Origin of the sequence: Flavobacterium silvaticum, assembly GCF_012911565.1 — a bacterium.
GTDB lineage: Bacteria > Bacteroidota > Bacteroidia > Flavobacteriales > Flavobacteriaceae > Flavobacterium > Flavobacterium silvaticum.
The window spans coordinates 135,748-151,607 of sequence record NZ_JAAMPU010000101.1 but is presented as its reverse complement, the minus strand read 5'-3'; the positions used below and the strand labels follow the sequence as shown (position 1 = coordinate 151,607).

16 protein-coding genes are annotated in these 15,860 nt (G+C 44.5%); 10 read left to right on the top strand and 6 right to left on the bottom strand.

The window, feature by feature from the left end; genetic code table 11:
* Window positions 1–51 precede the first annotated feature (51 nt).
* From miaB to groL, 7 genes are all read left to right on the top strand, one after another.
* Entirely contained in the window at window positions 52–1,500 is a 1,449-nt protein-coding gene (miaB, locus tag G6047_RS05970) for a tRNA (N6-isopentenyl adenosine(37)-C2)-methylthiotransferase MiaB (RefSeq protein ID WP_169526572.1), read from the top strand.
* A gap of 146 nt (window positions 1,501–1,646) precedes the next feature.
* Window positions 1,647–2,891, top strand: coding sequence for a sigma-54 interaction domain-containing protein (locus tag G6047_RS05965; RefSeq protein WP_169526571.1), 1,245 nt, complete (start codon window positions 1,647–1,649; stop codon window positions 2,889–2,891).
* 7 nt (window positions 2,892–2,898) lie between these two features.
* Complete coding sequence (locus tag G6047_RS05960; RefSeq protein WP_169526570.1) at window positions 2,899–3,396, top strand: LptE family protein; 498 nt, start codon at window positions 2,899–2,901, stop codon at window positions 3,394–3,396.
* Window positions 3,397–3,446: 50 nt separating this feature from the next.
* Window positions 3,447–4,478 carry a tetratricopeptide repeat protein gene (locus G6047_RS05955; protein WP_169526569.1) on the top strand — a complete coding sequence of 344 codons (1,032 nt, stop codon included), beginning with the start codon at window positions 3,447–3,449 and terminating at the stop codon, window positions 4,476–4,478.
* A 4-nt stretch (window positions 4,479–4,482) separates the two neighbouring features.
* The gene (gene secG / locus G6047_RS05950) at window positions 4,483–4,869 is read left to right on the top strand and encodes a preprotein translocase subunit SecG (RefSeq protein ID WP_169526568.1); all 387 of its coding nucleotides are present in this window, start codon (window positions 4,483–4,485) and stop codon (window positions 4,867–4,869) included.
* A gap of 145 nt (window positions 4,870–5,014) precedes the next feature.
* Complete coding sequence (locus G6047_RS05945; protein ID WP_169526567.1) at window positions 5,015–5,290, top strand: co-chaperone GroES; 276 nt, start codon at window positions 5,015–5,017, stop codon at window positions 5,288–5,290.
* 46 nt (window positions 5,291–5,336) lie between these two features.
* The gene (gene groL, locus G6047_RS05940; protein WP_169526566.1) at window positions 5,337–6,968 is read left to right on the top strand and encodes a chaperonin GroEL; all 1,632 of its coding nucleotides are present in this window, start codon (window positions 5,337–5,339) and stop codon (window positions 6,966–6,968) included.
* A gap of 666 nt (window positions 6,969–7,634) precedes the next feature.
* Here groL and G6047_RS05935 read toward each other — a convergent pair.
* The 6 genes from G6047_RS05935 to xrtF all read right to left on the bottom strand — a co-directional run bounded on the left by G6047_RS05935 (window position 7,635) and on the right by xrtF (window position 12,332).
* The gene (locus tag G6047_RS05935; protein WP_169526565.1) at window positions 7,635–8,336 is read right to left on the bottom strand and encodes a DedA family protein; all 702 of its coding nucleotides are present in this window, start codon (window positions 8,334–8,336) and stop codon (window positions 7,635–7,637) included.
* Window positions 8,337–8,420: 84 nt separating this feature from the next.
* Entirely contained in the window at window positions 8,421–8,768 is a 348-nt protein-coding gene (locus G6047_RS05930) for a heavy-metal-associated domain-containing protein (RefSeq protein WP_169526564.1), read from the bottom strand.
* A gap of 81 nt (window positions 8,769–8,849) precedes the next feature.
* The gene (locus G6047_RS05925) at window positions 8,850–10,874 is read right to left on the bottom strand and encodes a TonB-dependent receptor plug domain-containing protein (protein WP_169526563.1); all 2,025 of its coding nucleotides are present in this window, start codon (window positions 10,872–10,874) and stop codon (window positions 8,850–8,852) included.
* 47 nt (window positions 10,875–10,921) lie between these two features.
* A complete protein-coding gene (locus G6047_RS05920) occupies window positions 10,922–11,317 on the bottom strand; it encodes an HYC_CC_PP family protein (protein ID WP_169526562.1) in 396 nt (131 codons plus the stop codon).
* 39 nt (window positions 11,318–11,356) lie between these two features.
* Window positions 11,357–11,803 carry an exosortase F system-associated membrane protein gene (locus tag G6047_RS05915; protein WP_169526561.1) on the bottom strand — a complete coding sequence of 149 codons (447 nt, stop codon included), beginning with the start codon at window positions 11,801–11,803 and terminating at the stop codon, window positions 11,357–11,359.
* Window positions 11,790–12,332 (bottom strand): exosortase family protein XrtF, encoded by a 543-nt coding sequence (xrtF, locus tag G6047_RS05910; RefSeq protein WP_169526560.1) that lies wholly within the window; start codon window positions 12,330–12,332, stop codon window positions 11,790–11,792. The genes G6047_RS05915 and xrtF overlap by 14 nt, the downstream gene beginning before the upstream one ends.
* 106 nt (window positions 12,333–12,438) lie before the next feature.
* On the opposite strand from xrtF, the gene G6047_RS05905 reads away from it, so the two are divergent.
* From G6047_RS05905 to G6047_RS05895, 3 genes are all read left to right on the top strand, one after another.
* Entirely contained in the window at window positions 12,439–12,897 is a 459-nt protein-coding gene (locus tag G6047_RS05905) for a GAF domain-containing protein (protein ID WP_169526559.1), read from the top strand.
* Window positions 12,898–13,117: 220 nt separating this feature from the next.
* Complete coding sequence (gene rpsO / locus G6047_RS05900; protein WP_169526558.1) at window positions 13,118–13,387, top strand: 30S ribosomal protein S15; 270 nt, start codon at window positions 13,118–13,120, stop codon at window positions 13,385–13,387.
* A gap of 141 nt (window positions 13,388–13,528) precedes the next feature.
* Window positions 13,529–15,838 carry a polyribonucleotide nucleotidyltransferase gene (locus G6047_RS05895; protein WP_169526557.1) on the top strand — a complete coding sequence of 770 codons (2,310 nt, stop codon included), beginning with the start codon at window positions 13,529–13,531 and terminating at the stop codon, window positions 15,836–15,838.
* Window positions 15,839–15,860: the final 22 nt, after the last annotated feature.

Genomic DNA, 15,860 nt, shown 5'->3' with positions numbered 1-15,860 from the left:
ATAGTTTTATAGTATCTTTGCGTTCTGAATTTTTTGTTCCGAATGCCTACTATGGAAAAGATTATCGAAGAAGACAAGCAGGGCGAAAGCCTCGTGCTCGAACAAAATCCGACGAATACCAAGAAGCTGTTCATTGAAAGCTACGGGTGCCAGATGAACTTTAGCGACAGCGAGGTGGTAGCATCCATCCTTGCCGGTCAGGGTTATAATACCACGAACCTTCTCGAAGAAGCAGACTTGGTTTTGGTCAACACCTGTTCCATCCGCGACAAAGCCGAACAGACTGTCCGCAAGCGTCTTGAAAAATACAATGCGGTCAAAAAAATCAATCCGGGGATGAAGGTGGGCGTGCTTGGCTGTATGGCCGAACGCCTCAAAAGCAAGTTCCTGGAAGAAGAAAAAATCGTCGATCTTGTCGTAGGGCCGGATGCCTATAAAGATTTACCGAATTTACTTGCCGAGGTCGAAGAAGGCCGCGATGCCATCAACGTCATCCTTTCCAAAGAAGAAACCTACGGCGATATTTCCCCTGTACGACTGAACAGCAACGGCGTCACCGCTTTTGTTTCGATTACACGCGGATGCGACAATATGTGTACGTTCTGTGTGGTTCCGTTTACCCGTGGACGCGAACGCAGCCGTGAACCACAAAGCATACTGGAAGAAATCACCGACTTGTACGATCGCGGTTTCAAGGAAATCACCCTTTTGGGCCAGAACGTAGACAGCTATTTGTGGTACGGTGGCGGACTCAAGAAAGATTACGACAAAGCTTCGGACATGCAAAAAGCGACGGCTGTGGATTTTGCCCAGCTGCTTGATATGTGTGCCCGAATGTTTCCAAAGATGCGTTTCCGCTTCTCGACTTCGAATCCACAGGACATGCACGAAGAAGTATTACACGTGATTGCGAAACATCATAACGTATGCAACTACATCCATTTGCCGGTCCAAAGCGGAAGCACGCGAATCCTGAAGGAAATGAACCGCCAGCACACCCGTGAAGAATACATGTCACTGATTGACAAGATCCGCGCGATTATTCCCGATTGTGCCATTTCACAGGATATGATCACCGGTTTCCCAACTGAAACCGAAGAAGACCATCAAGACACACTTTCGCTAATGAAATATGTGAACTACGACTACGGCTTTATGTTCGCCTATTCAGAAAGACCCGGAACGTTGGCAGCAAGAAAACTTGAAGACGACGTACCTGAACAGGTAAAAAAACGTCGTTTGCAGGAAGTGGTAGACCTACAGCGTGACCTGTCACACAACTGTACCAATAAATTCATCGGGCAGGTTGTGGAAGTACTCATAGAAAAAGAATCGCACCGTTCCGATGCACACTGGAGCGGACGCAATTCACAGAATACCGTTGCCGTTTTCCCCAAAGAAAATTACAAACCAGGCGATTTCGTATTGGTCCGTATCAATTCATGTACGAGTGCGACATTGATTGGCGAGGCGATTGGGTATTCGGAAAAGATGCAATAAAAACGAGAGCCTAGCCCGGATAGAAGCGACATCCTTTTGCAGCGCCCTTTAGCGCAAAAGATATAGCGGATAGCCGGAAAAAGCTCCAGATAAAAACAACAATTTCTAACGGGCATACCTTTGGAATTGTTATTCTCTTAATAAATATGGAATCAATCCAATCCATAAAACAACGCTTCGAGATTATCGGGAACGACCCGAAACTCAACCGCGCCGTAGAAAAAGCGATCCAGGTTGCTCCGACCGATATTTCGGTACTCGTGACCGGCGAAAGCGGCGTCGGTAAAGAAAGCATCCCAAAAATAATCCATGCGCTTTCTCACAGGAAGCACGGAAAATACATCGCAGTGAACTGCGGTGCTATTCCGGAAGGAACGATAGATTCAGAACTTTTCGGACACGAAAAAGGCTCATTTACCGGCGCGACTTCCACGCGTGAAGGCTATTTTGAAGTGGCTGACGGCGGGACGATCTTCCTCGACGAAGTTGGTGAATTGCCGCTGACGACACAGGTCCGGCTGCTTCGTGTGCTTGAAAACGGCGAATTCATAAAAGTCGGCTCGAGCCAGGTCCAGAAGACGAACGTCCGCATTGTGGCCGCGACGAATTTGCCTATGGCCGATGCGATCGCAAAAGGAAAATTCCGTGAAGATTTGTATTACCGGTTGAGCACGGTAGAAATCCAGTTGCCGCCGTTGCGCGACCGCCAGGATGACATTCATTTGCTGTTCCGCAAGTTTGCCGCTGATTTTGGCCACAAATATAAGATGCCACCAATACGCCTCGAAGAATCGGCAATCGCACAATTGCAACGTTACAGATGGAGTGGAAACATCCGTCAACTGCGGAATGTGGCCGAACAGATTTCGGTTTTGGAAACGAACCGCGAGATTTCCGGAAATACATTGATGTCGTATTTGCCTTCGGACGGAAATTCATTGCCACAGGTAATATCCGATAAAAAGAACGACAGCGATTTTTCTACCGAAAGGGAGATTCTCTATAAAGTGCTGTTCGACATGAAAAGCGACCTCAACGATTTGAAAAAGCTTACCATGGAACTCATGAAAAACGGAGGAGCCGAAGTGCAGCAATCGAATCCGGGGCTTATCCGTAAAATTTATGGCGACGACCAACAGGAATATGATATGCCGCAACGTGTTTCCGTATTTCCGACGCAAAAGCCACAGCCTGTTGTTCCAAGACATGAAGATTACGATTTTGCCGAAACGGTCGAGGAAGAAGAAACGCTGCGTCTCGAACAGAAAGAGATGGAAATGATCAAGAAAGCGTTGGACAGGAACAAAGGCAAACGCAAAGCCGCTGCCAATGAACTCGGTATTTCGGAACGCACACTGTATAGGAAAATCAAACAATTCGACCTGCAATAAACTGAAAATGAAAAAGATATTTTTATTATTACCTGTACTTTTCCTTTTCAGCGGATGCAGCGTTTACAACTTTACCGGAACCGGAAAAATAGATGCCGATACGTTCCAGGTGAATTATTTCCAGAACAATGCGGAAATCATCGAGCCCGGAATAGAACGTACGTTCACATTGGAGTTACAGGATCTGATCCAGAACCAGACCAACCTGAGCCTGACGAATTCCAACGGCGACCTGCTTTATGAAGGCGAAATAACCGATTACCGCATTACGCCAATGACGGCAACTGCAAACCAGCGTGCGGCCCAGAACCGCTTGACCATTTCCGTGATGGTGCGCTTTACCAATAAGAAAAAGGAAGACGACAACTTTGAAAAGCGGTTTTCATTTTTTTATGATTACGATGCCAATGTACAATTGGTCGGTGCACCTTTGACTACCGCACTTGACGTGATTTTCGAACGGATAACCCAAGATATTTTCAACGATTCGCTGGCCAAATGGTAATGTGATTATTTCGCCGATTTTTGCTAATTTCCCCTTCTGATCCAAATTACGTGAACCTGTCCGAATATACATATCTGCTCAATCACCCCGATGCCGTCACTGCGCATGACACGGAGGAATTGGACAAAATCGTGACGGAATTCCCATATTTCCAGTCTGCCCGTGCTTTGCGACTCAAAGGTCTTTATAAGGAAGACAGTTTCAGATACAACTACGCTTTGAAGGTTACGGCTGCTTATACTTCGGACAGAGGTGTGTTGTTTGATTTCATTACCTCGAATCAATTCCATTCGGTCACCAGAACTATTTTTGAGGACAAACAACAGGAATTGCTCGATTTGCCGGTTACCGAAAATATTTCCGAGGAAGTAAAACCGGACGAAATCATAGAAGAACCGACTATTGAAGCTGCGAATGTGGAAGTAGAAGAAGAGACGATTACGTTTCTGTCTGATCCAGCGACGCTTTCCATATTGGATTCCATTCGTGAAGCGACAGTGGATTATACCGTAGTCGAATCAGAACCCGAAATTGAAACTGCAACAGAAGAACCGGCTGACATTCCGGAATCGAAAGAAATAATTGAAACACCGGAAGCCGCCGCCGTTTCTGTCCCTCAAATAGCTGCCGATGAAAAACTCGGAATAGGAAAACCGCTTGATTTCTCACAAGACGAGAAACATTCATTCCAGGAATGGTTGCAACTTTCTGCCTTCCATCCTATCCAAAGGGAAAATCCGCAACCAGATTCAGAAGAAGAAACAGCACAAAACACTGACGGCGATCTGAATGAAGAACGCCAAAAAAAAAACGAACTGATTGATCGTTTCATAGAGAATAATCCGAAGATTCCACCTGTAAAAAAAGACCTGCCGTTGCCTGCTTTAAGCGTAGAGCCTAGCCGGGCGGTAGACAATTCATACCTGATGACCGAAACACTGGCGCGGGTTTACCTTGAACAAAAAAAGTACGACAAGGCAATTCAGGCGTATGAAATTTTAATTTTGAAATATCCGGAAAAAAGTAGTTTCTTTGCAGACCGAATTTTGGATATACGTACACTAAAAAATATAAATTCCTGATTAAATGAACAATTTTGCGATTTTCCTGGTCCTGATAACCATAGTTTGCTTTCTGCTGATAGTGGTAGTAATGGTTCAAAACCCTAAAGGTGGCGGCTTGTCTTCTTCATTGGGCGGATCTCAAATGATGGGTGGTGTTCAAAAGACCACCGACTTTTTGGATAAAAGTACCTGGACGCTTGCAGCGATCCTTATCGCTTTGATTCTTTTGTCTACACTGAGTTTCCCTGGAATGATGGGACAAAGCGAATCCAAAGTAATCGATAACCTTGAAGCTACGGCTCCCAAGACCGCAACGCCGGCAGCAGACAAAACGGCGACGCCAGCAGCTACACAACCTGCAACTGAAACGCCTGCTCCTGCAACTCCAGCCGAACCAGCTACAAAATAATACGGAAACAATCCCGTCTAAAATGCCAGCCTGTCAACGCTGGCATTTTTTTTAAGCAAAAATGTCAGGTTCAGGCGCATGGCATATTTTTCGACAAGCGGCGGACGATAAAAAAATAAATAATTTTAATAAACAATAAACGAGTATGGCTTTAAACATTAAACCACTTGCAGACCGCGTATTGATTGAACCCGTAGCCGCTGAAACACAGACCGCTTCGGGTATTTTTATTCCAGACACTGCCAAGGAAAAACCACAGAAAGGAACAGTTGTCGCTGTTGGAAACGGAACCAAAGACCATGACATGACCGTTAAGGTTGGTGATGCTGTCCTATATGGAAAATACTCCGGAACAGAACTTAAACTAGAAGGTAAAGACTACCTGATCATGCGTGAAGACGACATTCTTGCAATCGTTTAAACAGTCAGATCTATAACAAAACAAATAAACGCATCAACATATAACAATGGCAAAAGATATAAAATTCGACATTGACGCACGCGACGGCCTGAGACGCGGTGTCGACGCATTGGCAAATGCAGTAAAAGTTACACTTGGTCCAAAAGGCCGTAACGTAATCATCGGAAAAAGCTTCGGCGCACCGGTCGTAACCAAAGACGGTGTTTCGGTGGCAAAAGAAATTGAATTAAAAGATGCGCTCGAAAACATGGGCGCACAAATGGTTAAGGAAGTTGCTTCCAAAACCAACGATCTTGCAGGTGACGGAACAACTACAGCAACCGTCCTTGCCCAGGCAATCGTAAAAGAAGGATTGAAGAACGTTGCTGCGGGTGCAAACCCAATGGATTTGAAACGCGGTATCGACAAAGCAGTTGAAGCCATCGTTTCTGACCTTGCTTCACAATCCAAAGAAGTAGGAAGCGACAGTGATAAAATCAAACAAGTGGCCTCAATCTCCGCCAACAATGATGAAGTAATCGGCGATCTGATCGCGACCGCTTTTGGAAAAGTAGGCAAAGAAGGTGTCATCACTGTTGAAGAAGCCAAAGGAACGGACACTTATGTTGACGTTGTGGAAGGCATGCAATTCGACCGCGGTTATCTGTCAGCCTACTTTGTGACGAATACAGAGAAAATGCAGGCGGAACTCGAAAACCCGTATATCTTGTTGTACGATAAGAAAATTTCTGTACTCAAAGAACTGCTTCCTGTTTTGGAGCCGATCGCACAATCTGGGAAACCGCTTTTGATTATCGCAGAAGATGTCGACGGGGAAGCTTTATCAACCTTAGTAGTAAACAAATTGCGTGGCGCGTTGAAAATCGCAGCTGTTAAAGCCCCTGGTTTTGGTGACCGCAGAAAAGCGCTTTTGGAAGATATCGCCATCCTGACAGGTGGAAACGTGATCTCTGAAGAAAGAGGCTACACGTTGGAAAACGCAACGTTGGAAATGCTCGGAACCGCTTCACGTGTCTCCATCGACAAAGATAATACGACAATTGTAAACGGCGCCGGAAACCCGGAATTGATCCAAAACCGTATTGGACAGATCAAATCTCAAATGGAATCTACGACTTCTGATTACGACAAAGAAAAATTGCAGGAACGTTTGGCGAAATTAGCCGGAGGTGTTGCAGTACTTTATGTTGGAGCAGCATCTGAAGTTGAAATGAAAGAGAAAAAAGACCGCGTAGACGACGCACTTCATGCGACACGTGCGGCCGTCGAAGAAGGAATCGTTGCCGGTGGTGGCGTGGCACTTCTCCGGGCAAAATCGGCTTTGGCAAATGTAAAGGCTGATAATGCTGACGAAGCAACCGGAATCCAGATCGTTTCCCGTGCGGTGGAATCTCCATTGCGTACGATTGTAGAAAACGCAGGTCTTGAAGGATCTGTAGTTGTGGCAAAAGTATCGGAAGGTTCTGGCGATTTTGGTTATAACGCCAAAACAGATGAATATGTTGACATGCTTAAAGCTGGAATCATCGACCCTAAAAAAGTGACTCGTGTGGCGCTTGAAAATGCAGCCTCGGTTTCGGGAATGATCCTCACTACCGAATGCGCTTTGGTTGACATCAAAGAAGAAAATGCCGGCGGCGGAATGCCAATGGGCGGCGGAATGCCAGGCATGATGTAATTCGAATCATCTTAGTTTTTATAAAAGGAAAGCTGCTCAGCAATGGGCAGCTTTTTTATTGATTTCTTTTGATGGAGAATGACTAATAAATACTCAAAATCGGTTTTGGGATGAATCAATTGTAAAAAACTATTGGTAAAATGGGATTCCAATGAACGTTTTTATCTAAAATGACTGATATTTTTTTACATGAAAAAATTGAGACTGTAAAAGGCATGGCCTTCTATTTCAATCTGCAAGATGGAATTATTAGTAAGGGAATGTACTGGACACAAAATGTTTTATAAACTCCCCACAAGAAACCGATCTACTGATATTCAAAGGAATAAATTTAACACCCGAGGCTTTAGCCGAACTGAAGCGAAGCTATTTGGTACATAAAAAATGTATACAACTGATTTCAGGATTTTGTAGGGAACACCATTCGCCCCTCCCCGGCTTAAATTTACTCATTGCCAAAATATCCTAAGTACATTTTTTATGTATCAAATCTTAAAATACTGCTTAAGAGAACAAAGTGTAACAAAATGAATCGGGTAAAAACAATCGGCAAAAACACGTGACAACTTTACAATGACAAAATAAATTGTCGCATAAAAAATGTCGCAGATTTAGTTAACGCCATTTGCTGTTTCCAGCAATAATAGAACGCTTACACTAGAGGGATTACTCTTTAGAAGCCTCGTCTTCTGAAGCCACCGGACTTTTCTTCCCAAACTTCAAAATCACCGGAACAATCGTAATCGCAACAAGAATAATAATGATAAGTTCGATGTGCTCTTTGAGGTCGATGTTGAACTTTTCCAGCAAAAAGCCGTACAGATAGTGTCCCGCAAAAATCAAACTGAATGACCAAAGGCAGGAACTCAGGATGTTATAGAACATAAACTTCTTCTTATCCATAAGCACAATCCCCGCAACAATAGGCGCGAACGTCCTGAAGATGGGAAGGAAACGTGCAAAGATAATCGCACGTCCGCCGTGTTTTTCAAAGAATTCCTTGGATTGGATCAGGTATTTCTGTTTCCAGAGCAGGCTGTCTTTTTTGTTGTACAGATAGTATCCGCTTTTGGCCCCGAACCAATACCCGACCATATTCCCCACGATTCCCGCCGCTCCTACCAAAGCCGAAAGCACAAGAACATTAATGAAATCACTGTCGGCCACCATAATATTCTCAACCAATTCGCGGTTGTAGATTCCGGAAAGAAACAGCAAACTGTCGCCCGGCAAAAAGAATCCGGCGAATAATCCGGTTTCGGCAAACACAATGAACAACACTATAAAAAGCCCCACTTTTATTCCATTGATATCAAAATGGATGTAAAACAAAGGGTCAAAAAGGTCTTTCCAGCTAAAATCGTTCATTGTAGTTTTTGGTGTATAAAAGAGAGTGTGAAATTACGCATAATTTACGGGTGGGGCAATTCCGGTCTTTAGTTTAATTAAAACTTAATGGCCCGTTTCGCGATCATATTTACAGCAACTGTGCAGCTTTTCATAATCGGCATCGGTCGATTTCACGTCCGGCGTGTCGTGTCCGACTTTTGCGATAGCTTTTTCTACGTCGAGCAATGACGATTTTTCTTCGTTCAGAATCAGCGAAAGTTTTCCGTCTTCTTCATTCCATACAGCCGACTTTACGCCATTTACGGAAAGCGCCGCTTTTTCAATACGCTTTTTGCATTGGCCACAATTCCCGCTGACCTCAATAGAATATTTGGCGTTCTTGTTTTTTTCCTGTGCCGATGCCGTTACCAACGAACCGAAGGTCATCAAAAGGATCAATATATTTCTCATAATGCTATTATTAAATTTAAACTTGATTTGTTGTTTCTTGCCTTCTTCCGATCTTCCGATCTCTCAAACTTCCAAACTCACTTACTTCACCTTAAACCGCAGCCCCGCATACATCATCCTCCCAAAAACAGGCGCATAGATAATCGACGCGTCGAATTCCGCGCCAAACGGGTTTTCACTGCCAAGTATGGGTTTGTCCTGACGATAGTTTGTCAGGTTTTCGACACCGGCATACATTTCGAATTTAGAAGAAAATGACCTTGTCATTTGTGCATTTACGGTACTGAAAGGATTGGCATCGACGGGTAATTTATTCCAACTTGAATTCCCTTCGGTCGTCGGAAGCCGCTGCTCGCCCGTCCAGTTCCACGTCGTATCGAATTTCCACCTGTGCCCTTTGTCATCGATATGCGTCGCGAATTCAACATTGGCAAAAAGCCGGTGGCGCGCCTGCAACGGACGTTGGTTCGTACCTGACAGGTAATCGGTTTCTATGTCATAGTATTTGTATGCGGTGCGTAAGTTCAGGTGTTTTAACGGCTCGTAATTGAAGTCGACCTGAAGGCTTGTGGCAGATGAATTCCCGGTCAGATTATAGAATGAAACCTGATGCACATTGGCGTATAGATCTACGACAGCCTGATTGCTGAAATCTGTTCTGTATAAATCAAAACCTATGTCTGATGGTTGCCCGAAAATCTTGAACTTCTGGCTGAAACTGATACCGTAATTCCATGCGATTTCCGGATCCAAACCATAAATTTTACCACCCAAATCGAGTATGCTGAAACTTCTGGCACTCGCAAACAACTGTTGGTTTTCGGCAAAAATATTGGCAGCCCGTTTTCCACGTCCGGCAGAAGCACGCAACGTTCCATCTGCCCACGGATTATACCTGACATGCAATCTGGGTGTCGCAAAAACACCAAGACGATTGTGGTAATCGGCACGCATTCCGGCAATCAAACTGAAATTGTCTGAATTGTCGAATGTATATTCAGCGAAAGCGCCAAGCGAATTATCGATCCTGTCAAAGTTATTGTCGATTCCGGGAACGATTACATTTTCGCGATATCTGTCCAACGTAAAATTAATTCCGGCCGCAAATTTATGACGTGTATTGTTGATGATGGAATTCAGGATCAGGTTCGAATAAAAACTGTCCTGAGCGATATTATATATATTGTTTCCGAAATAAGAATCCTGCACATGACGGCTGTAGGCATTCTGGAAACCGATGCTTTGGTATGGCATATCCGGAAACACATATCCTATTTTGGTGGCGATATCATAGCGTTGGGTATTGATTTCAGACTTCCAGAAACCGGTCGCTGACGGATTATGATGTGAAGCCACTTCGCCTGTCAGTTTTTCATCGTTCATGACTCTGGCGGTGATAAAACTGACCCAACCTTTTTCGGCGTTGTTGTACTGCCATCGGTTCATGACGTTGATTTGGCTGGAAATAGGATTATCGAGAAACCCGTCGTCGTTCTGATCCATCGGCATGCGTCTCATGTTACCGTGGACAAACAGGCTGCTGCTCCATTTATCGCCGAACCGCTCATTGAAATGGCCGTTAAGCTCCAATCGCGAATCGGTCGATCCATACATATTGAAGAAAAACGGAATGTCGGTAGCGGGTTTTATCAATTCCGTGTTGATCTGGCCCGAAATGCTTTCATAACCGTTCACTACAGAACCCGCGCCTTTGGTAATCTGGATGCTTTCGACCCACGTTCCGGGCGTGAAAGTCATTCCAAATGTTTGGGAAGCGCCCCGCACAGATGGAATATTCTCCTCGGTAATCATTAAATACGGACTTGTCAAACCGAGCATCTTGATTTGTTTGGCACCCGTAAGTGCATCGGTGAAATTTACATCGATAGACGGATTGGTCTCGAAACTTTCAGCGAGGTTGCAACACGCGGCTTTGAGCAATTCACGGCTCGTCATGACCTGTGTATTGGTAACGGCAGTCTGTGATTTACGAATGCTGCTTGACGACGTTTTTACCGTAACGGTCGCCAGCGTATCCTTTTGTTCGGGTTCCTGAGCTAAGGCCGGAATAGCTGCGAACAAGACAATCAAAAAATATTTATACATAGAAATTTGATGAAGTGAAACATTGTTTTTTAAACAAGTTCAAATCATCAGGCGTAGAAAGTATATTGGCTGTACAGGCAATATAAAGGCGGTCCGTTTGCGTGGAAGCCTGAAGATAACGGCAGTTCCGGACGCGAATGAACTATTGGTTTTTTGTAGTTGACAGATGGAATTTCAGACGGAAACACAATCGCTTCAAAAGAGACCGAAAACGTCTTGACGATACTGTCGTGGCCTTTGTCTGCTTTGACGATTTTATCTTTGCAGCAACCTGAAGGCGCTTTATCCATTTTGCCGCAGCATCCCTTTGTATCGGATGTATTGAAAATGGGCTTGACAGATGCTACTTCGCCTCCGCAATAATGTACATGGAATGCAAAGCCCGATTGTGAAGCCAAAAGCAACACAGTGAGCCAGATTCCGATACATTTTTTTGCAAGCATGTGGCAAAAGTACTAAAAATGAGAAGCCACAAGATTCCGTTAACTCTTTTTTAATCCGACGGTTTGCTGATAATACAATGCTGGAACGAACAATAAGAGGAACAACGGCTGGATCAGAAAGCGTCTGATGTAGAACAAGGCAAATCTGTTTTCCGGCCAGAAAGCCAACACACTGAAAAACATCGGGACCAGAATCAGGAACAGAATCGCGTACAAAATAGCGAGCCAGGTGATTTTCTGATTCGGGAAAAGCAATCGGATAATAAGTAATGACAAAGCGGAATTGATAAGGAACCTAAGACTTAAACTCAACGTCAGCGGCAACAAATCGAAAGCCGGAAGTTCCTCGGTGAGATAATCGTTCCGGAAATAATCGTGGAGCGGATCATAGAACAGACTCGTTTCAAATCCGCGAATGCACAACAATCCGAACACACATAAAACAGCAGTGCCATAACGCAGGAACTTCAACTTACTTTTTTGCATTGAGCGAGAATTTATTGACCCAGACAATCCAAAGCAGCAAAACAACTCCATATATCACAGCCGGGAAAATGACACCATGCAAAACACCTTCCGATTCCGGAAACCGAAGCAACGCCATAGCCAAAAGTGCGATCCTCCAGACATTTAAAATGTGGATGATAACAATTCCCGAAACTATGAACAAAGCTGTAGTGAGCCATTTTCCTTTGAAAGCAATCACAAATGCCACAAAAAGAATCATGACGCTTATGGCATTGCAGCCTTCCACGACCCGCGCAATGTAGTGACCGTCGAGTATCAGTTTTACAGATGGCTGTTGCGAATGCGCCGCAAGTTCACACTGGCGACCGAGAAGTTCAAGAAACCATTTTGTTTGCCTGGCTACAGACCAGGTAATGCTATCTGTTTCAAGCTTTGAAGGATCGAATGTATTCAAATAAAGCCGATAGATCACAGTAAGCACTGCATAAACCCCGAAGAATTTGGCAAGGAAAACAAAAAACGGGCGATATTGCTTTAAAGGCTCCAATCTTTTTTTAACAAATTTATAAAAATTAAGAGGCAATGAAGGGCTAAATTTGCAGTTGCTCCACGCCTCAGATAAACAACAATCAAATCAACGAATAAACACCTATATGACTTTCGAAGAACTTAAACCAAAAGTACTTGACATTCTCAAGCGTACCAATTTGCTTAGAGACGATAAATTACTGCAGATATGCCATTTACTCAATGACAATATCGAATATTATGACTGGGTTGGCTTTTACTTCAGGAATGGCGACAAGGAAGAACTGATTCTCGGACCTTATGTGGGCGAACCGACAGATCATACGGTGATTCCATTCGGCAAAGGCATTTGTGGACAGGTCGCGGTTTCAAACCAGAATTTCGTAGTTCCTGATGTAAGTGCTCAGGACAATTATATTGCGTGTTCGCTCACGGTGAAATCTGAAATCGTGGTACCACTTTTTGTGAATGGCGAAAACATAGGACAGATCGATATCGATTCGGAAGTACTTGATGCCTTTACAGAACAAGACGAACGATTTTTGGAAGAGGTCAACGTGTTGATCGCGAAGTTTTGTTTTTAGAGGCAGGAGAAAAGAAGCAAGAAGCAAGACTATCCGTGATAGTGAACGTCGAATGCTATCAACATTTTCTACCTCATTCTTTTTTCTCCAGTCTTGCTTCTTGCTTCTTTTCTCTAAAATTATTCATTATTCATTGTTAATTATTAATTCAAAAAACGTACTTTTGCGCCCGTAACCGAAAGACGGCTACATACATAAAAATCATTTAAATAATATTGGAATGTATTTAACTAAAGAAGTAAAGGCAGAAATCTTCGCTAAACACGGGGAAACAGCTGCAAACACCGGAAAAGCGGAAGGGCAGATTGCACTTTTCACGTTCCGTATCAATCACCTGACCGAGCACTTGAAAAAGAATCGTCACGATTTCAACACAGAGCGTTCACTGGTGAAACTCGTAGGTAAAAGAAGAAGTTTGCTTGACTACCTCAAGAAAACAGAAATCAACCGCTACCGCGAAATCATTAAAGAATTGAATATTCGTAAATAATTCAGTTAGAAAAGAGGTGCCCGCGCGCCTCTTTTCATTTTTAAAAAAAGTTTGGTTTTTCATTGGGTTTCCACAACTACTACACAAGCAACAACAACACAACTACAACGAAGACCCATTGTTTAATCAAGAAAAGAATTTATGATTCCACAAGTTTTTAAGGAAGTTATCGATTTGGGAGATGGAAGAAGCATCTCGATCGAAACCGGAAAACTAGCCAAACAAGCCGACGGTTCCGTTGTTGTCCAGATGGGCAACACCATGCTGCTTGGAACCGTTGTTTCGGCACGAAAAGCCAGCCCTGGTGTAGACTTTTTACCACTTACAGTAGATTACCGCGAAAAATTCGCAGCTGCCGGACGTTTCCCGGGCGGATTCTTCAAACGCGAAGCAAGACCTTCTGACAAAGAAGTGTTGACCATGCGTTTGGTTGACCGCGTTTTGCGTCCGCTATTCCCGGATGATTACCACGCAGAAACGCAGGTGATGATCCAACTCATGTCTCACGACGAATCTGTAATGCCAGATGCATTGGCAGGTTTGGCGGCTTCGGCTGCTTTGGCTTTGAGCGATATTCCTTTTGAGACGTTGATCTCTGAGGTTCGCGTTGGCCGCATCAACGGCGAATTCATCATTAACCCAAGCATGGAACAATTGGCAGAATCTGACATCGACATGATGATTGGAGCTTCCAAAGATTCCATCGCGATGGTCGAAGGTGAGATGAAAGAAATCTCTGAAAAAGAAATGGTCGAGGCGATCAAATTCGCGCACGAAGCCATTAAAGTTCAGATTGCTGCACAGGAGCGTTTGCAGGCTGCTTTCGGAAAGAAAGAAGTGCGTGAATACGACGAAGAGGCAAACAACGAAGAAGTTTACGAAAAAGTAAAAGCTTTCGTTTACGACAAATGTTATGACATTGCCAAACAAGGTACCGGAAAACAAGAACGAGGCGAGCAATTCGGTCAGGTCAAAGAAGATCTGAAAGCTGAATTCAGCGAAGAAGAGCAACTCGAATTCGGGGAATTGATTTCAAAATATTTCAAGTCCGCCCAAAAAGAAGCCGTTCGTAACGTAATCCTTGATTTGGGATTGCGCCTTGACGGTCGTAAAACGACTGAAATCCGCCCGATCTGGTGCGAGGTAGATTACCTTCCGTCAGTCCACGGATCTGCTTTGTTTACACGTGGTGAAACCCAAGCTTTGGCTACGGTCACGTTGGGAACTTCACGCGAATCGAATATCATCGACGCGCCATCTGAACAAGGTGAAGAAAATTTCTACCTGCACTACAACTTCCCTCCTTTCTCTACCGGAGAAGCCAAGCCATTGCGCGGAACTTCACGTCGTGAGGTAGGTCACGGAAATTTGGCGCAACGTGCGTTGAAAAATATGATTCCTGCAGAGAACCCGTATACTGTTCGTGTGGTTTCTGAAGTATTGGAATCTAACGGATCTTCTTCCATGGCAACGGTTTGTTCCGGAACACTGGCTCTTATGGATGCCGGAATCCAGATGATCCGCCCGGTTTCAGGTATTGCGATGGGATTGATTTCGGACGATAAGACCGGCCGTTGGGCTGTATTGTCTGACATTTTAGGAGACGAAGATCACCTGGGCGACATGGACTTCAAAGTTACCGGAACCGAAAAAGGAATCACGGCATGCCAGATGGATATCAAGATCGAAGGATTGAAATATGAAATCATGGAGCAGGCTTTGAACCAGGCTCGCGACGGACGTTTGCACATTCTTGGAAAACTCCTTGAAGTACAGGCAACTCCACGTGCAGGCGTAAAAGCACATGCGCCGAAAATCATCAAAACCACTATTCCTGGTGCTTTCATCGGAGCGCTTATCGGACCTGGTGGAAAAGTGATCCAGGAATTGCAGAAAGCGACAAAAACTACGATCGTTATCAACGAAGTAGACGAGCAAGGTATCGTGGAAATCCTCGGAACAGACCAAAATGGAATCGACGCTGTATTGGCCAAGATCGACGCGCTTACGTTCAAGCCGGTAATTGGCGACAGCTACAAAGTGAAAGTGATCAAGATCATGGACTTTGGAGCAGTAGTGGAATATCTTGATGCTCCGGGTAACGAGATTTTGCTTCACGTATCTGAGCTCGCATGGGAACGCACCGAGAATGTAACCGACCTGGTAAACATGGGCGACGAATTCGAAGTGAAATACATGGGAATAGATCCTAAGACTCGTAAAGAACGCGTTTCTAAAAAGGCATTGTTGCCACGACCTCCACGCGATGAGAATGCGCCGCGTCCGGAAAGACGTGACGGTGACCGCCCGAGAGGAGACAGAAACGATCGCGGACCAAGACGTGACGATCGCAGGGATGGCCGTCGTGACGACCGTCCGAGAGAAGATCGCGGACCTCGTGAAGAACGCGCTCCACAAGCTGAAAAGCCAAGCGAAGAAAACGCTGACTAAATAGAAACCCGCTGATAAGGCG